The organism is Pseudomonas sp. DG56-2 (assembly GCF_004803755.1).
In the GTDB taxonomy this organism is placed as follows: Bacteria; Pseudomonadota; Gammaproteobacteria; order Pseudomonadales; family Pseudomonadaceae; genus Aquipseudomonas; species Aquipseudomonas auratipiscis.
This window is the reverse complement of the sequence record NZ_CP032311.1, coordinates 2552639-2567030: the sequence shown is the minus strand read 5'-3', so window position 1 is coordinate 2567030 and position 14392 is coordinate 2552639. Positions and strand designations below refer to the sequence as shown.

Annotated in this window: 12 protein-coding genes; 2 read left to right on the top strand and 10 right to left on the bottom strand. The window is 57.4% G+C overall.

Going from position 1 to position 14392, the window contains the following annotated elements; all coding sequences use genetic code 11:
- Positions 1-59: 59 nt before the first annotated feature.
- The 10 genes from D3Z90_RS11635 to D3Z90_RS11590 all read right to left on the bottom strand — a co-directional run bounded on the left by D3Z90_RS11635 (position 60) and on the right by D3Z90_RS11590 (position 9857).
- The gene (locus D3Z90_RS11635; protein WP_136475930.1) at positions 60-1481 is read right to left on the bottom strand and encodes an undecaprenyl-phosphate glucose phosphotransferase; all 1422 of its coding nucleotides are present in this window, start codon (positions 1479-1481) and stop codon (positions 60-62) included.
- A 240-nt stretch (positions 1482-1721) separates the two neighbouring features.
- Positions 1722-2489, bottom strand: coding sequence for a WecB/TagA/CpsF family glycosyltransferase (locus D3Z90_RS11630; RefSeq protein WP_136475929.1), 768 nt, complete (start codon positions 2487-2489; stop codon positions 1722-1724).
- On the bottom strand, positions 2489-3688 hold the full coding sequence (locus D3Z90_RS11625; protein WP_371922268.1) for a glycosyltransferase family 2 protein: 1200 nt from the start codon (positions 3686-3688) through the stop codon (positions 2489-2491). The genes D3Z90_RS11630 and D3Z90_RS11625 overlap by 1 nt, the downstream gene beginning before the upstream one ends.
- Complete coding sequence (locus D3Z90_RS11620; RefSeq protein ID WP_136475928.1) at positions 3685-4887, bottom strand: glycosyltransferase; 1203 nt, start codon at positions 4885-4887, stop codon at positions 3685-3687. Before D3Z90_RS11620 ends, D3Z90_RS11625 begins: the two co-directional genes overlap by 4 nt.
- 37 nt (positions 4888-4924) lie before the next feature.
- A complete protein-coding gene (locus tag D3Z90_RS11615) occupies positions 4925-5902 on the bottom strand; it encodes a glycosyltransferase family 2 protein (RefSeq protein WP_136475927.1) in 978 nt (325 codons plus the stop codon).
- A 59-nt stretch (positions 5903-5961) separates the two neighbouring features.
- A complete protein-coding gene (locus tag D3Z90_RS11610; RefSeq protein ID WP_136475926.1) occupies positions 5962-6486 on the bottom strand; it encodes a serine O-acetyltransferase in 525 nt (174 codons plus the stop codon).
- Positions 6487-6494: 8 nt separating this feature from the next.
- Positions 6495-7451, bottom strand: a complete 957-nt coding sequence (locus D3Z90_RS11605) for a glycosyltransferase family 2 protein (RefSeq protein WP_136475925.1) — start codon at positions 7449-7451, stop codon at positions 6495-6497.
- Positions 7444-8061: an acyltransferase gene (locus D3Z90_RS11600; protein WP_136475924.1), complete on the bottom strand. Its 618-nt coding sequence runs from the start codon at positions 8059-8061 to the stop codon at positions 7444-7446. The genes D3Z90_RS11605 and D3Z90_RS11600 overlap by 8 nt, the downstream gene beginning before the upstream one ends.
- 138 nt (positions 8062-8199) lie before the next feature.
- Positions 8200-9666: an FAD-dependent oxidoreductase gene (locus tag D3Z90_RS11595; protein ID WP_136475923.1), complete on the bottom strand. Its 1467-nt coding sequence runs from the start codon at positions 9664-9666 to the stop codon at positions 8200-8202.
- Entirely contained in the window at positions 9663-9857 is a 195-nt protein-coding gene (locus D3Z90_RS11590) for a hypothetical protein (RefSeq protein ID WP_136475922.1), read from the bottom strand. The genes D3Z90_RS11595 and D3Z90_RS11590 overlap by 4 nt, the downstream gene beginning before the upstream one ends.
- A 329-nt stretch (positions 9858-10186) precedes the next feature.
- Between D3Z90_RS11590 and D3Z90_RS11585 the strand changes: the two genes are divergently transcribed.
- Positions 10187-11719, top strand: a complete 1533-nt coding sequence (locus D3Z90_RS11585) for an O-antigen ligase (protein ID WP_136475921.1) — start codon at positions 10187-10189, stop codon at positions 11717-11719.
- Positions 11720-11724: 5 nt separating this feature from the next.
- Positions 11725-14325, top strand: coding sequence for a glycosyl hydrolase family 5 (locus D3Z90_RS11580; RefSeq protein WP_136475920.1), 2601 nt, complete (start codon positions 11725-11727; stop codon positions 14323-14325).
- The last annotated feature ends 67 nt before the right edge of the window (positions 14326-14392 follow it).

Genomic DNA, 14392 nt, shown 5'->3' with positions numbered 1-14392 from the left:
GGATCTTATCCAGGCCCTGCGCCTGGACGCGCAGAGGGCCGGTAGGAATCATCGACGCACTAGTAAGCCTGCTTGCCGGTAAAGGCGTTCAGGGTCCGTACCAGAATCACGAAATCCAGCCACAACGACCAGTTATTGATGTACTCGATATCCGAGTCGACCCGCTGGATCATCTGCTCGATTTCCTTGGTTTCGCCTCTGAACCCACGTACCTGGGCGAGCCCGGTCATGCCCGGCTTGATGTTGTGCCGGGCAAAGTAGTCAACGATGTCCTGGGAGTACTGGGTGTCGTGCTGCAGCGCGTGGGGGCGCGGCCCTACTAATGACATTTCACCCATCAATACGTTGAACAGCTGGGGCAACTCGTCAAGGCTTGTGCGGCGAATAAACGCCCCAACCCTGGTCAGTCGAGAATCATTCTTCTGCGCCTGTTTGACCTCTCCATTTTCCTGATGAACAAACATGCTTCTGAACTTCCAGATACGGAAGGATTCCCCTGTCCAGCCCATGCGTTCCTGACGAAAGAACACCGGCCCCGGGCTATCGAGTTTGATACACGCGGCAATGGCCAACAGTACAGGCGATGCCATCAGAAGGATGAGTGCCGCCAGTACTTTGTCTTCGAGGTTCTTCAAAAACAGGCTGGTGCCCGTCAGCGGTGTCTCGGACAACGTCAGCACCGGTATTCCGGAAATTTCACGCACGCTATGATTGATCAAGCGCAGTGAAAAGATATCGGGCACCCAATTGACTGCGATGCATTTGTCGAGCAGTTTCAGATAGACGTCATTGATAACTTCCGAGCCACTTAACGGCGTTACCAGGTACACCGTTCTAATTGCATGCTGGACGACAATGTCATCAAGATCATCGATATGTCCCAATACCGATAATCGCTGCTTTCCCTCCGCGCTCATCTTTGCATTGTCGTCGCCCTCCCCCACCAGCACACAGCCAACAACGCGCTCACCGAACCAGGGATTATTACTTATTTTCAAGTACAGAAAGTTCGCCAAATCACCAGCGCCAATAATTAGCGCATTTTCCAACCGGTAGGAGTGTTCGAGAAATTTCTTTTGCACCTCACGTACAACAAAGTGTAAAAACAATTGTACGAAATAACCAATGACAAATAACTCACCCACCAGCATGCGTGAATACTTCTCACTTTGCTTGGTGAGGAAGGCCATGACCACAAGAAAGCAAAAGGTTGCCGACCACGCCTTGAACAGCCTGAACGCTTTGATGGAAAGCCCGACATTGCTGCGGTAAATGGCGTAATGGTCATAGATGACGGCCAATGCGCCAATCAATAACAGCAGCATGATGACGTAATCGGAGGTTATATATCCGATCTGGTCGTAGATCAGGTACCAGGCCACTCCGGTCACAGCCACGCCGTCGAGGCCTGCTTGAATGGCGTTACTGACACTGCTTCTTCGCTGGAGCAATGAGCGGCTACTTCTGGGCTCGAAAACCATTATCAAACCTCATTGACGTGAGATGCCTAACGCTTTTCAACAACCAAAGAAATACTAAAAACCAAGTACGGTTTTATAAGGAAAATTAATAAGTATGAAGCTGCTCTTTCGCCGCCAAATATTTCTCGGCCATAAGGGAGCGCTTGATATCACTGTAGCAGCACATTGCTGATCTGGTGGCTTGATTCTGCCTTGCCACGGGTTTTCAACCATTGCCACCATCGTCGATAACCAGCCGCTCTAGAAAAGCCTGGGCGTTCGTCGATCATCCTTCATCGCCGCTTTGGTGCAAAAAAGCATACGCAGCAGGAACAGAGGGTTGCCGACCACATAGCGCATGAACAAGCGCTTGGGCTCGCGTAACAAGCGGAATATCCACTCGCCACCCACTTTACGTAGCCAAAGCGGGGCCCGGGTGACCTTGCCGCCAAGAAAATCCAGAATCGCGCCTCCACACACGATCAGGCAAGGCACACCTACCGCCGTCAACCGCGCCGCAACGACTTCCTGCCGGGGCATGCCCATGCCCAACACAATCAATTCCGGCTGCAGGTGCCGCGCCAGATAGATGTAGGTGTCCACCTCGGCAAAGCCATGATGAACCGATACAACCTCCACGCCGAATTGACTTTCGCTGCGCTGCACTGCCTGGTTCAAAAATGGTTCTTCCGTGCCCCAGAACGCGACACGTCGGCCTTTGAACGCGGTGAGTAATTCTGGAATGAAGTCGGTGCCGTTCATGTTCAGGCCAGGGTCCAGGCCTAGGCGCCTGAACAGAATCGCCATACCGATACCATCGCGTAATAACACATCCGCGGCCGAAAGAACGTTGGTGTAATCGGCATGATCTGCTACCAGGTTCATGGCATGGGCATTGACGAAGCCAAGCACTGTCGGCACCTCGGGATCGGCCAAGGCCTGAAGCAAACCTTGCTTGTCCCCAGGGTCACTGACCACTCGAAGTTTACCGATAATCCTCTTCCAGCTTGTCTGCGCGGTCTCGGTCATTAGCTGTCATCTCGCTTTGAGCGCACCCATTCAACTTGGCGCTTGATCAGAAAGCCCAGGTACAACGGTATTTTCCTTGCCGCATAGAACGGCGCATACAACAGCACTGAAAAGGCGATGACTTCGCGAGAAAACTGGCTCCAGGCCAATAGAACCGCAGCACCCAACATGACCATCGCGCCCGACGCGATCAGCGCCGGAGCCAGTACATCGAAAAGCGCGAATGCCACCCACGAGACGCTGAAGATCGCCACCAACGTCAGCACCAACAACGCCAGTGGCGGCACCATCAGGTCGATGGTCATGGCCAGCAGGTTCCAATTGCGTCGGGCAATGGACTGCAGGACCAATCTTGGCGCATCGCCCAGGAGCATACCCAGATGGCCATGTTCCCATCGGGTACGTTGGGAGGTCAGGCCTTCATCACTGCTTGGAAAGTAACTGGTTACCTGCGCGGCAGGACAGAACACCGGCGGCTTGCCATTTTGGCAAAAATCCACGCCCATTTTTATGTCCTCTACCAGGTGACCGTTGGCCAAGTCGATCAATGCCAGATCCTCCCAGGCAATCGCCATTCCCGCGCCCATCAGTTGGCAGGGCAAGCCGACACGCGCAGAGCCTCGCGGCCGTACCAGGTTCTTTACCCGCCAGGCGAACTCGGCAACCTGCACCTTAAGACCGGCGCCTGCCGGAGCACGGGTCAGATACAACGCCTGAGCGGGCCGGCCGGTGCCGGCGCAGCTGCGGGCCAGAAGATCGATGGCCCCTTCGCCGACCTGACAATCGGCATCGACAATGATCACCACCTGCGGCGGCGTATCGGCCAGATGGCGCACGCCAAAATCCAAGGCATACCCCTTGCCCCGACGCAGTGCGTCCTGACGCTCCACCACCTGCGCTCCCGCCGAACGGGCCAGCGCGGCGGTGTCATCCGTGCAATTGTCGGCAACCACCAGCAACTGATCGCCTTCCTGCAACTGACCGTGAATACTTTCAAGTGCCTTGAGTATGATTGGCGACTCGTTGTGCGCAGGCATCAGCACCGCTACACGCGGCCGTGAACTGCTCAATTGCACCGCAGGCCGCCCAGGCAGACAGGCGAGCAGAACCTGCGCGAACAGCACCAGCACCGGTAACAAGGCAAGAACCGCCAATGCCCCCAGGAACCAGCCGACTAACCCAGTCAATAACGTAATCATGCATAAGCCTTGAAGTAACTGAGCAACTTTGCCGCTTCGGTATCGATATCATGCCGCTGCAGCACGCGCTGATAAGCCGCGTCACCCATTCGTTGCAAAACCTCGACAGGTTGCGCAATGCAGTCCGCCATCGCAGCAGCCAATTCGTCTACAGCGCCCGCAGGAAACAGCCAGCCATTCTCGCCCTGGCGAACCAGTTCGGGAATCCCGGCGACAAAGGTCGTGAGCACTGGCCGGCGTAACGCCATGGCCTCCATGATCACCACCGGCAAGCCCTCGGCGAAGCTGGGCAACACCAAGGCACGGGCGGCAAGGATTTCTTCGCGGACCTGAGCGCTACTGATCCAGCCCGTTATGCGCACCTGCGCCTGCAAACCATGTTCAGCGATCAGCGCTTCGATCTGTTCGCGCATTTCCCCATCGCCAGCCAGAACGATCTCGAATGTCAACGACTGCGCGGCCAGTACCCGCGCAGCCTCAAGTAGAAAAAGCTGGCCCTTCTGCTCGCACAAGCGGCCTACGCACACCAGACGCGGTACCGAAGGCGCTGCCACCGCAGCAATCTGGTGAAACGCGGGCTCAAGACCGCAGTGCACCACCTTCACTTTCTCCCAGTGCCCGTGCGCTACCCAGCGAAACAGCTGGCTGCGCCCAAATGAGCTGACGGCGGCTACAAATGCTGCGCGTCGAACCTTTTCGCCCAGATGGAGGAACTGCGGTTTGTCGAATTCCTCCGGCCCATGCACGGTAAAACTGTAGGCAGGCCCGCCTAGTGCGTTTGCCAACATGACCACCTCGGTGGAGTTGGTGCCGAAATGCGCATGCACGTGTTCCGCGCCATCAGCCTGCAACCATTGCAGCAGGCGACACGCCTCGGCCAGGTAGACCAGATGATAAGGCCAGGCGCGATCGGCTCGCAGGCCCATGCGCAGGGCCAGCCACAAGGTCGAAAAAAATCGTTGCGGTCGACTGCGCAGCACCTGCATTACCGGCTTTAGCAGCCCTTTGACCCCTTCTTGGAGGACGTAACGGGTTCTATCTCGCTCATTGATATCTTCTGCATCCTGCAGGTCAGCGTCCCAACCACGCAAGGCAATGCGTTGAACCTCGACCCCCAGGCGTTCCAACGCCAGGATTTCGCGTCGAATGAAGCTGTGACTGACCTTGGGATACTGATTGATGAAATATGCAATGCGCATTAGGTACCCGAATAAATGCTCGCGTTAGGGACAGAACTCACTTGTACTCAATCAATGCCGCCTTGCCGCTACCGTATCGGTTCAACAGAAACTTGAGCTGGCCGAGCATCTCGGGAAACTTTCCAAGCACCAGGAACACCGCCTGCAGCCAGTTTTCCCGTGCAGATCGACTACCACGGCGTGCCAACCGCACCGCCTGCAGTGGGTAGATCAACCCTAGAAGGAGCCCCCAGCCGCCGAGCAGGACACTCGCCAAGACAATGCCCAGCGGTACACCAAGGCCCCAGATCCAGGCGCGACGTGATTCGCGCTGCCAATGCAATTCTGGCGCCGCCCCATGCAGGAAAGTGCCCTCGGCAAAGGCATAGCCGGTGCGCATGCTACGTCGCCACCACTGGCTGAAACGGGTCATGGCGGCATCGTGCAACGTCATCTCATCGGCCAGCCGCCAGATTTTCCAGCCGTTTGCGCGCAGGCGTACGCACAACTCCGGCTCTTCGCCGGCGATCAGGTCCGGACGATACCCACCTATCGCGGCGAAGGCATCGGCACGCATCAGCGCGTCACCACCGCAGGCCTTGGCCTGGCCGGTGGGCGTGTCCCATTCTAGATCGCACAGCAAGTTATACACCGAGCGTTGCGGAAAGCGCTCGCGACGACGTCCACACACCACCGCTACCTCGGGGTGAGCATCGAGAAAGGCCTGGGCCTTGGCCAGCCAGCCAGCATCGACTTCGCAATCGCCATCGACAAATTGCACATGGCGCATCGCTGGCAACAGCCGTTGCAAACAGGCAAATCCTTCGTTGCGAGCGCGTGCGGCAGTGAAAGGAACGCTCAGGTCCAGCGCCAGCACCTGCACCCCACGCGCCAACGCCATTTGCACTGAGCCATCAGTCGAACCGGAGTCAACATAAACAATTTTGTCCGCCCCTCCCCGCAACGACGCCAGACAACGTTCAAGCCGCTGGCCTTCGTTGCGACCGATAACCACAACACCGATACCTGTCACCATGCGCCCCACCTAAGGACTTCAACAAAACAACCGATTTAGCCTGCCGCACATCGGTTGAATCATGTGTACTCCATGTTTTCTGCGAACTTTCTACTTTTTATAGTGGCCGGCACTCCGACAGCCAGGGAGTTATCCGGCACATCGATCAACACTACCGCGTTCGAGCCGATCACCACATTGTTGCCAATACGTATATTGCCGAGCACCTTGGCACCCGCACCGATATCCACGTTGTTTCCGAATACCGGCGCCGTCGGCTCGTTTACATTTTTCAAACCGACCACCACACCGTTTCGAATCCGGCAGTCATCGCCAAATTGGGCATAGCCGCTGATGATGATTCCGCCAAAATGGTCGATGACAAAATTGCGCCCAATGACCGCTTCGCACGGCAACTCTACCCCGGTAATGATCTGCACCAGTTTGAACAGCACCTTGTAGACAAAGGAGCAGAGCTTTCTAAGCAATGCCGGCCGCAGGCTGTAGCGCCAGCGTCCAAACCGGTACACCAACAGCACCCAGAACCCCTGAGCCCCCCAGTCACCTCCATGGGCTCGCAAGTCCGCACGTACATTTTCAAACATGACTTCACCTACCGTGTGGGTTGACTCGCGAAGCGGGTATCGAACAGCAGCGACCAGGTGGCGCGAGTATGCCGCCAGCACGACTTGATGGCCGCCCAACCACGTCCTTTCAACAACGCCTTGAGCGCCAGGAGCAGATCGCCCAGGATTACCAGGAACATGTGCAAGGCCAGCCCGAGCACGCCGTGATGCTTGCGAAAATACAGAAGCTCGCTTTCGATCTGATAGGTCGATAACTGGCGACTGGCAGTCTCGAGTTCAGCAACCGATTTTGAGCTTTCACCGCCAATGTGCACGACCGTGGTATGCGGGTAGAACACCACCTTCCAACCCGCTTCCTTGACTCGCTTGCAGTGGTCGACTTCCTCGAAGTACAGAAAGTAGCGAGGATCGAACAAGCCCACCTGCTCAAGCACTTCTCGACGAACCAGGTAAAAACAGCCAGGCAGCCAGTCGCATTCACGGACCGCATCATGCTCCCAGCTCATCTCATCGACCATCTTCAGCCCCGGGAAAAAGCGACCGAGGCCGGTCCGCGAGACGAAGATGTTCAACGGCGTTGGAAAGTAGCGACAGCTGGGCTGCAGGTCGCCTTCGCGCCCCTCCAGGCGCACGCCAAGAACGCCGCACTCTGGGTGGGCGTCCATGTACTCGACGGTTTTGCGCAGTGTGTCGGATGCAACGAAAGCATCGGTGTTGAGCAGCAAGGCATATTTGCCCTGCAGATGCTCGAGCAGTTGGTTGTTGGCACGCCCGAAACCGACATTTTTCTCATTGCTGAGCACCAATGCCTCTGGGCATACCCTGGCCAGGCACTCAAGCGAGTTGTCGACCGAGGCGTTGTCCACTACCAGATAACTCGCCAGTTGTTCGCTATCAGCCTGGCGCAGCGCGTCAAACATGGGCTGCAGCAACCCCGCGGTATTGAAGTTGACCACCAGCACATCGACGGGCTTTTTATCCATTACTACCTTCCCCGAAAAAGTACTGCCTGCGCTGAGCCGCCAGTGTCGGTTCAAGCGCTGGGTCGTAGGCACCTTGGCGTTGCTTCACCAGATCGATCCACGGATAGGCAGCGCAGCGTTCTTCGACCCGCCTGATCAGTTCCTCGGTCGAGCAGATGACCTTTGCCGGGTTGCCGCCAACGACCGTGCCCGGTGGCACATCCTTGGTAACCACGGCGCCTGCTGCAACGATTGAATCAGGCCCGATGGTCACCCGTGGCATGACAATCGCACCGTGCCCGATAAAGCAGTTGTCATGAATATCAATATAGCCGACCGAATCGAGTTGCTTGCCGTAGCAGACCTCAATCAGTGCAACGACACCGTCGTGGCCGATCAGGGTGCAGTCCGAGAGGCCGACGTTACTGCCAATTCGCACAAGCGTCGGGTCGGTCACGTTGCAGCCACAATTGATATGTACGTTGGTGCCGACTGAGTGAAATTTCCCCCATCGCGTCAGGAACTCTCCCCATTCTCGCCCATTCGGTTTGCAGAACTTTTTGTACGTTGAGCCTCCTCGCCCGGTTGAAATGACATAATGCGTCAAAGCCTTCCTTACCCATCTGAACATTCTGCGACCCTCGCAAATGAAGCGATTTTGGACCGTCCCTGAGACGAATTCGGTCTCGTTCTTGTTGGTACTGACCGAACTGCGCTCACCTACTTGCTACTGCTTTGTTGCCTTCAGCCCTAGCTGATTTGCCCTCGTTCAAGAAACCCCACTGCCCGCCAACCTCATTTTGTCATTCAGGTGATCCGCCAGCCTGAGCGCAAATTGCAGCAGCGGCATGGTCGGGTTGGAAGCGCCACCGGTTGCAAAAATGCTGCTTCCTGCGACGTACAGATTGTCGGTGCCAAAGACCTTGCAGTTTTCATCGACCACACCAAATTCCGGCGTCGCTGCCATTCGCGTGGTGCCCATATGGTGGGCATGCGGTGACAATTTCAGAGCCTCGGCGGTGTCGTATACATAGCTGTTGAGCTTGACGAAACCGAGCCCTACCTCGGCAAACTTCTTGGCCATTTCACCGCCAATACACTTGATGGTGCGTCGGTCATCGTCGCTCAGCACCCAATTGACATTGACCTTGGCCACGCCCAATCGGTCTCTTTCGTCGAGCAGCGAGATACGGCTCTGGGCATTGGGAAACTGTTCGATCATCGTGGTGATCACGCCGTCCCCAGGGCAACTGAACTTGGCAATGAATTCAATTTTGCTGGCAACCCCCATTTCACAGGCGAGCGTTTCGAGAAAGCTTTTCACTTCGGCGGTTCGACCGTAGGTTCTGACTTCCGACAGAACCGTCGTGGAGACATTGCCCTTGCCAGAATGATATTCAGCAATGAAAGCATCGGTGGTGTAGTACTCACGAGGCTCGGTGCCTTGTCCCTCTTTCAGGATGAAGGTGCCCATGTCGATGTTCAGGTGTTCCATGAAGCACCGGCCCACCAGCCCGCCTTTCTTCACCACACTCGCAGCCGACAGTGACTCGCTGTTGAGCAACTGTCGGGCGTTTTCGATGGCGCCCATTGCCAGGACAAAGTTGCTCGCCGCCAGGCGTTCACGATTGAGTTCGTAATCAGACACCAGCACCGCTGCCAGGCGCCCCGAGTCCTGGTCGAACTCCAGGTCTACGCAGTTGCAGTTGATGAAGACATCCAGCCCTTCGGTTTCATTGAGCGCCTGCGCATATTTTTGCGCAAAGCGCGTCGGTGGGCTGAGCAGGAAGCGATCAGCGTCGAACTCGCCGCCTTTCAAGCCCATATTTTCGGCCCGAAACTGTGCCCCTGGGGGAAGGTCGACGATGCTCATGGCCGCGGGCAGGTAGCGGTCGATCTGCGCAAAGGGGATCGGCCAGCCCGGCAACCCACCCGCCGGTGGGACAACAAAATCGGAAGGTTCGAAAGGACGGCATCGCCCTGCCCAGTGGTTGGAGGTGCCACCTAAATAGCGCAATCGCGTTCCGTCGGGGTACAGCTCAAGCCCGGTCGAAGTGCACTGGTAGAAGTCCTGCGAGCGCGTTGAAAACTCGTGTCCGCCACCCTCGATAAGCACCACGCTCCAACCGGCGCCCGCCAGTTGCAACGCCAGGGTGATACCGGCAGGGCCAGCGCCAACGATGCAAAAATCATAGGCCTCGCGCAGGGTCTTTTGCGTCTCATAGTCCTTGATCATGCTTGCTCGTCCCTGAAGAGTTGCGAAGGCAACACCCAGCCATTGACCAGCACGAACCCGCCTTTTTCAACAGGTTTGCGCGCCGCCTGGGTTGGCACGCCGAACACCGCTGCACCAACCCCCAGCAGCACACAATTGCCCAGAAAGCCCCGGCGACCCCACAACGGCGTACAAAACTGAAGCTTCCCCATGATTCAAAGACCTATGCCATTGAAGTTTTCAGCATTTTTTTATTCGAGCTCAATACAACTGCCGACGGCTGACACCGGCTCATCATTGGAAAGTCGGTGCCGCGGCATCTATCTTTGTCGATTGGTATGCGCAGATGATTGCCGACGCGGCGGTCATTTCCAGCCCGTTCCAGATCTGGACCCACGCCGTGCAATAAATAAAGCTCAGGGGTGCAGACAAATCAATCGACGGCATGACATCAATCTCTGACTGAATCGCTAGAAGTCACTATAGTTTCATTTAGCCATGATGCTAGCCGTCGTCCACCAAGGGATAGGTGCCATAGCCAATGCCTGAACATTTTCGCGCGCTGATCGTCATTCTGTTTCTGGCAGTCGTTGTCTTTACCCTCGCGCGCCGGCCAGCGTCAGACCTGATTCCTGTTGCCGACTTCAAGCGGCGCCGTAATTTATGGTTCGCCCTGACCCTGTTGGCGTTTTTTTCCCATAGTTTTTGGGTGTATGCCGGCGTGGCGGCGATTGTCCTGACACTGGCCAGACGTCGCGAACGCAATCCCATGGCATTGTTCTTCCTGCTGCTGTTTTTAATGCCCCAGGCGGCGGTTAGAGTTCCCGCATTTGGCGCGGTCAACTACCTGTTCGACTTGAACCACGCGCGCCTGCTGTCACTGTGCCTACTGCTGCCGGTCGCCCTGGCCTTGAGCAAACAGAGCGATACCCTTTCCTTCGGTCGCACCTGGCCGGATCGATTCCTGGCCGCCAGCCTCGTGCTGATCACTGCACTGAACCTGCGCGAAACCACGTTTACCGACGCCTTGCGCCAGGCGTTTTACCTGTACATCGATATGTTCCTGCCCTATTACGTCGCCAGCCGCGCGCTCAAAGACCTGAGCGACTTCAAGGACGCCATGCTGGCCTTCGTGCTCGCAGCTTTCTTGCTGGCACTGATCGGCGTCGCTGAAACGGCCCGTCATTGGCTGCTGTACAACGCGTTGCTCGATGCCCTGGGCACGCAATGGGAAATGTCCAGCTACTTGAGCCGAGGTGGTTCGTTGCGCGCCAGCGCCACCACGGGACAAGCAATCGTGCTGGGTTACGTCATCAGCGTCGGGATCGGCTTGTTCCTCTTCGTGCAGCGCTATGTCGCGAGTAAGCTGCAGCGGTGCCTCGGCGCCCTGCTCCTGGCTGCCGGGTTGTTTGCGCCACTATCACGCGGCCCTTGGATCGGCGCGGCAATTATCATCGGCGTATTCATCGCCACCGGCCGGGGCGCAGTCAGGCGCCTGACGCTGCTAGCGCTGGCAGGTGTACTGGCCCTGCCACTGCTGAGCGTGATGCCGGGAGGGGAAAAGATCGTCGACATGCTGCCCTTCATTGGCAACCTGGAGAAAGAGAACATCACCTACAGGGAGCGCTTGATCGACAACTCGTGGATCGTCATCCAGCGCAATCCGCTGTTCGGCACCTACGACTTTCGCAACACGCCTGAAATGCAGGAAATGATCCAGGGCGACGGCATCATCGACGTCGTCAACACCTACCTGGGACTAGCGCTGCGGACCGGCCTGGTTGGCCTGGGACTTTTCGTGGCGTTTTTCGCCGCGGTGCTGTTGAGTCTACGCAAGGCCATGCGCCTGTTTCCCGACCGCGACAGTGAGCAACGACGGCTCGGGCGAGCGCTGTTTGCGACGCTGACAGGGATCCTGGTGATCATTTTTACCGTCAGCAGTATCACCTTGATACCCGTGGTCTACTGGACCGTCGCAGGCCTGGGCGTGGCATACGTGCAGATGGTGCGCAGGCTCCAACATACCCAGACCGCAGGCATTGCCGGTGCCAGTGTTCGCCTTCAACCCAGGTAATGTCGATGACCTCATTTTCCTTGCGCCCCGTCATTCGGGCTGCGGTACTCATTGGCCTGGCAATACTGCCGCTGGCCAGCCACGCTGCGGCCTGGACCGTCACCGTAGACGAACAGAATGGCTTGCCAACCCTCACCCGGGGCGGCGGCCCGGCAATGAAGTCCAAATTCAATTTCTGGGGGCCAGACTGGTCGTGGACCGGGCTTAGCGGCTCGTTCAAGGTAGACGGGCCCTATCGCTACAGCCTCACCGCCAACAACAAAGCCCTGGACTTCGACCTGACGGCCGCAATCCAGAAACCATCCGCGCAGACCTTGACCTGGACCTTCGATCTGCAAGCACACAGCAAGCAGAGGAACGTCGAGGGCGGCGGCATGATGTTTCTCTTTGACCCGACCCTGATCGCCGGGGAAATGGGCGACCCGGTGCTGCTTGGAGATAATCGCGGCTGGTCCTGGGGCAAGGACGGACAAGGCCCCTATATCGAGATGCGTTTCGAACCAGCGCTGGCCAAGGTGTACTTCGAGCGCGGCGATACTTCCGAAGTACGGGCGTTTTTCTACAAGGACACGATCGCCCCCGGCAGCCTGCAGGTAAAAGCAGTGCTGAAGGTGTCTGGTGATGTTTCGCTGGGGCAAACCGCCAGTGAGCGTTTCGGCCTCGCCGACCCCAGCACCTGGCCCAAGGACCAGGTCGACTGGCAAACCTCACCGGTCGATCTGTCGTTTCTCAACGCCGCGGAAAAGCCAGCAGGCAAGCGCGGCTTCGTCAAGGCTTCTGGCGAACAGTTGCTGTTTGCCGACAACACCCCGGCGCGCTTCTGGGGTACCAATATGTCGGCGTACGCGATATTCAAGACGCCAGACGATGAGATCAAGCGACAAGCCAAGCGCCTGTCGAAGCTGGGTTTCAATCTGGTGCGGATTCACCATCATGATTCGCCGTGGGTATTCCCGAATATTTTTGGCGATGGCACCGTGGTGCGCGACACCCAGCAGCTAAGCGCCGAATCCTTGCGCAAGATCGACTGGTGGATCAAGTGCCTGAAGGACGAAGGTATCTATGTATGGCTGGACATGCATGTGCAGCGCATCCTTACCGCCAACGACAATATCTATGCCTTCGACGAGCTGCCCGAAGATCGAGGCAGAGCCGACCTCAAGGGCTACGCCTATGTCAACGTCACCATTGCCCAGGCAATGAAGCGCTTTACCGAAAGTTACATGAACCATGTGAACCCCTATACCGGGCTAGCCTATAAAGACGACCCGGCAATTGCTGCGGTACTGATCACCAATGAAAACGACATCACCCACCACTACGGCAATGCCTTGCTACCGGACAAAAATGTACCCAAGCACAGCCGCCTGTACATGGATGAAGCCAAGGCATTTGCCCTGCGCCACAACTTGCCAGCCGATCGAACCTGGCGCGCCTGGGAGCATGGTCCGTCGAAGCTGTTTCTCAATGACCTGGAGCGCCGATTCAACGTCGATATGATCAACCACCTGCGCGCGCTAGGGGTACAAGTACCCATCGCCACCACCAGCACCTGGGGAGGCAATGGCCTGAGTTCCTTGCCGGCCCTTACCGCCGGCGATGTAATCGATGTGCACAGCTACGGCGACATCGGCCAGTTGGAGAAAAGCCCGCTGACCAGCGACAACATGGTGAACTGGCTCGCAGCAGGGCAAGTGGCGGGCATGCCCTTGACCGTCACCGAGTGGAACGCCGAGCCCTTTCCCACCCCTGACCGTCATTCGTTGCCACTCTATGTTGCAGGCACCGCCAGTCATCAGGGCTGGGATGCAATGATGCAATATGCCTACAGCCAAGAAGGGCTGTTGCGCGAGTGGGTGTCGGCCGGCAACTGGCACGCTTATAACGACCCGGCGATGCTCGCCACTCTGCCTGCCGCGGCCCTGCTCTATCGTCGCGCCGATGTCCGCGAGGCAACGACTACGTATGTCTTCGCCCCGACCCCAGCCACCCTGTTCAATCAGTCGATCACACCGAGCAACGCGGTTGCCCTGCGCACCGCCATGGAGAAAGGCAAACTACAGATCGCGATGCCGCAAACCCCGGCGTTGCCATGGCTTAAGCCCAGCATAATTGCCGACGGCGCCAAGGTACTGAGCGATCCTGAGCAGTCGCTGCTCGACGCCAACGCCACTGAGGCGACTACCGACACCGGTGAGCTCAAGCGCGATTGGCAGCAGGGCATCTACACCATCGACACGCCCCTGACCCAAGCCGCGACCGGTTGGCTCGGTGGCACCCACGTCGACCTTGCCGATATTCAGGTCAGGGTAAAAACGCTGTACGCCAGTGTCGTGGTGCAAAGCCTTGATGCCAGGCCGTTCAACCAGTCACGGCAGCTGATGATATCCCTGGGAACACGTGCGGTGCCCAAGGACAACGAGCGCACACCGTTCTACGTCGAACCCCTGGAGGGCACGTTATCGATCAAGGCTCCTGCCGGCCTGAAGCTGTTCAGCTATCAGGCCCAGGCGCCCCTGAAAGAACTGCCAGCGACCTACGAGAACGGGCGCTACAGCATCAAATTCGACGGTAAGGAAATGTCTAACTGGCTGTTCTTGAAATAGCCCATTTGGCCTTCTACAGTCTGAGGAGACTTTCACCACGGGCGCCTCTTCAAGCAGGTTGGCGAGC

What these genes read in the sequence shown, in the direction of transcription:
- D3Z90_RS11635 (WP_136475930.1), bottom strand. Translation starts at nt 1,481, where the DNA reads ATGGTTTTCGAGCCCAGAAGTAGCCGCTCATTGCTCCAGCGAAGAAGC.
- D3Z90_RS11630 (WP_136475929.1), bottom strand. Translation starts at nt 2,489, where the DNA reads ATGACCGAGACCGCGCAGACAAGCTGGAAGAGGATTATCGGTAAACTT.
- D3Z90_RS11625 (WP_371922268.1), bottom strand. Translation starts at nt 3,688, where the DNA reads ATGATTACGTTATTGACTGGGTTAGTCGGCTGGTTCCTGGGGGCATTG.
- D3Z90_RS11620 (WP_136475928.1), bottom strand. Translation starts at nt 4,887, where the DNA reads ATGCGCATTGCATATTTCATCAATCAGTATCCCAAGGTCAGTCACAGC.
- D3Z90_RS11615 (WP_136475927.1), bottom strand. Translation starts at nt 5,902, where the DNA reads ATGGTGACAGGTATCGGTGTTGTGGTTATCGGTCGCAACGAAGGCCAG.
- D3Z90_RS11610 (WP_136475926.1), bottom strand. Translation starts at nt 6,486, where the DNA reads ATGTTTGAAAATGTACGTGCGGACTTGCGAGCCCATGGAGGTGACTGG.
- D3Z90_RS11605 (WP_136475925.1), bottom strand. Translation starts at nt 7,451, where the DNA reads ATGGATAAAAAGCCCGTCGATGTGCTGGTGGTCAACTTCAATACCGCG.
- D3Z90_RS11600 (WP_136475924.1), bottom strand. Translation starts at nt 8,061, where the DNA reads ATGTTCAGATGGGTAAGGAAGGCTTTGACGCATTATGTCATTTCAACC.
- D3Z90_RS11595 (WP_136475923.1), bottom strand. Translation starts at nt 9,666, where the DNA reads ATGATCAAGGACTATGAGACGCAAAAGACCCTGCGCGAGGCCTATGAT.
- D3Z90_RS11590 (WP_136475922.1), bottom strand. Translation starts at nt 9,857, where the DNA reads ATGGGGAAGCTTCAGTTTTGTACGCCGTTGTGGGGTCGCCGGGGCTTT.
- D3Z90_RS11585 (WP_136475921.1), top strand. Translation starts at nt 10,187, where the DNA reads ATGCCTGAACATTTTCGCGCGCTGATCGTCATTCTGTTTCTGGCAGTC.
- D3Z90_RS11580 (WP_136475920.1), top strand. Translation starts at nt 11,725, where the DNA reads ATGACCTCATTTTCCTTGCGCCCCGTCATTCGGGCTGCGGTACTCATT.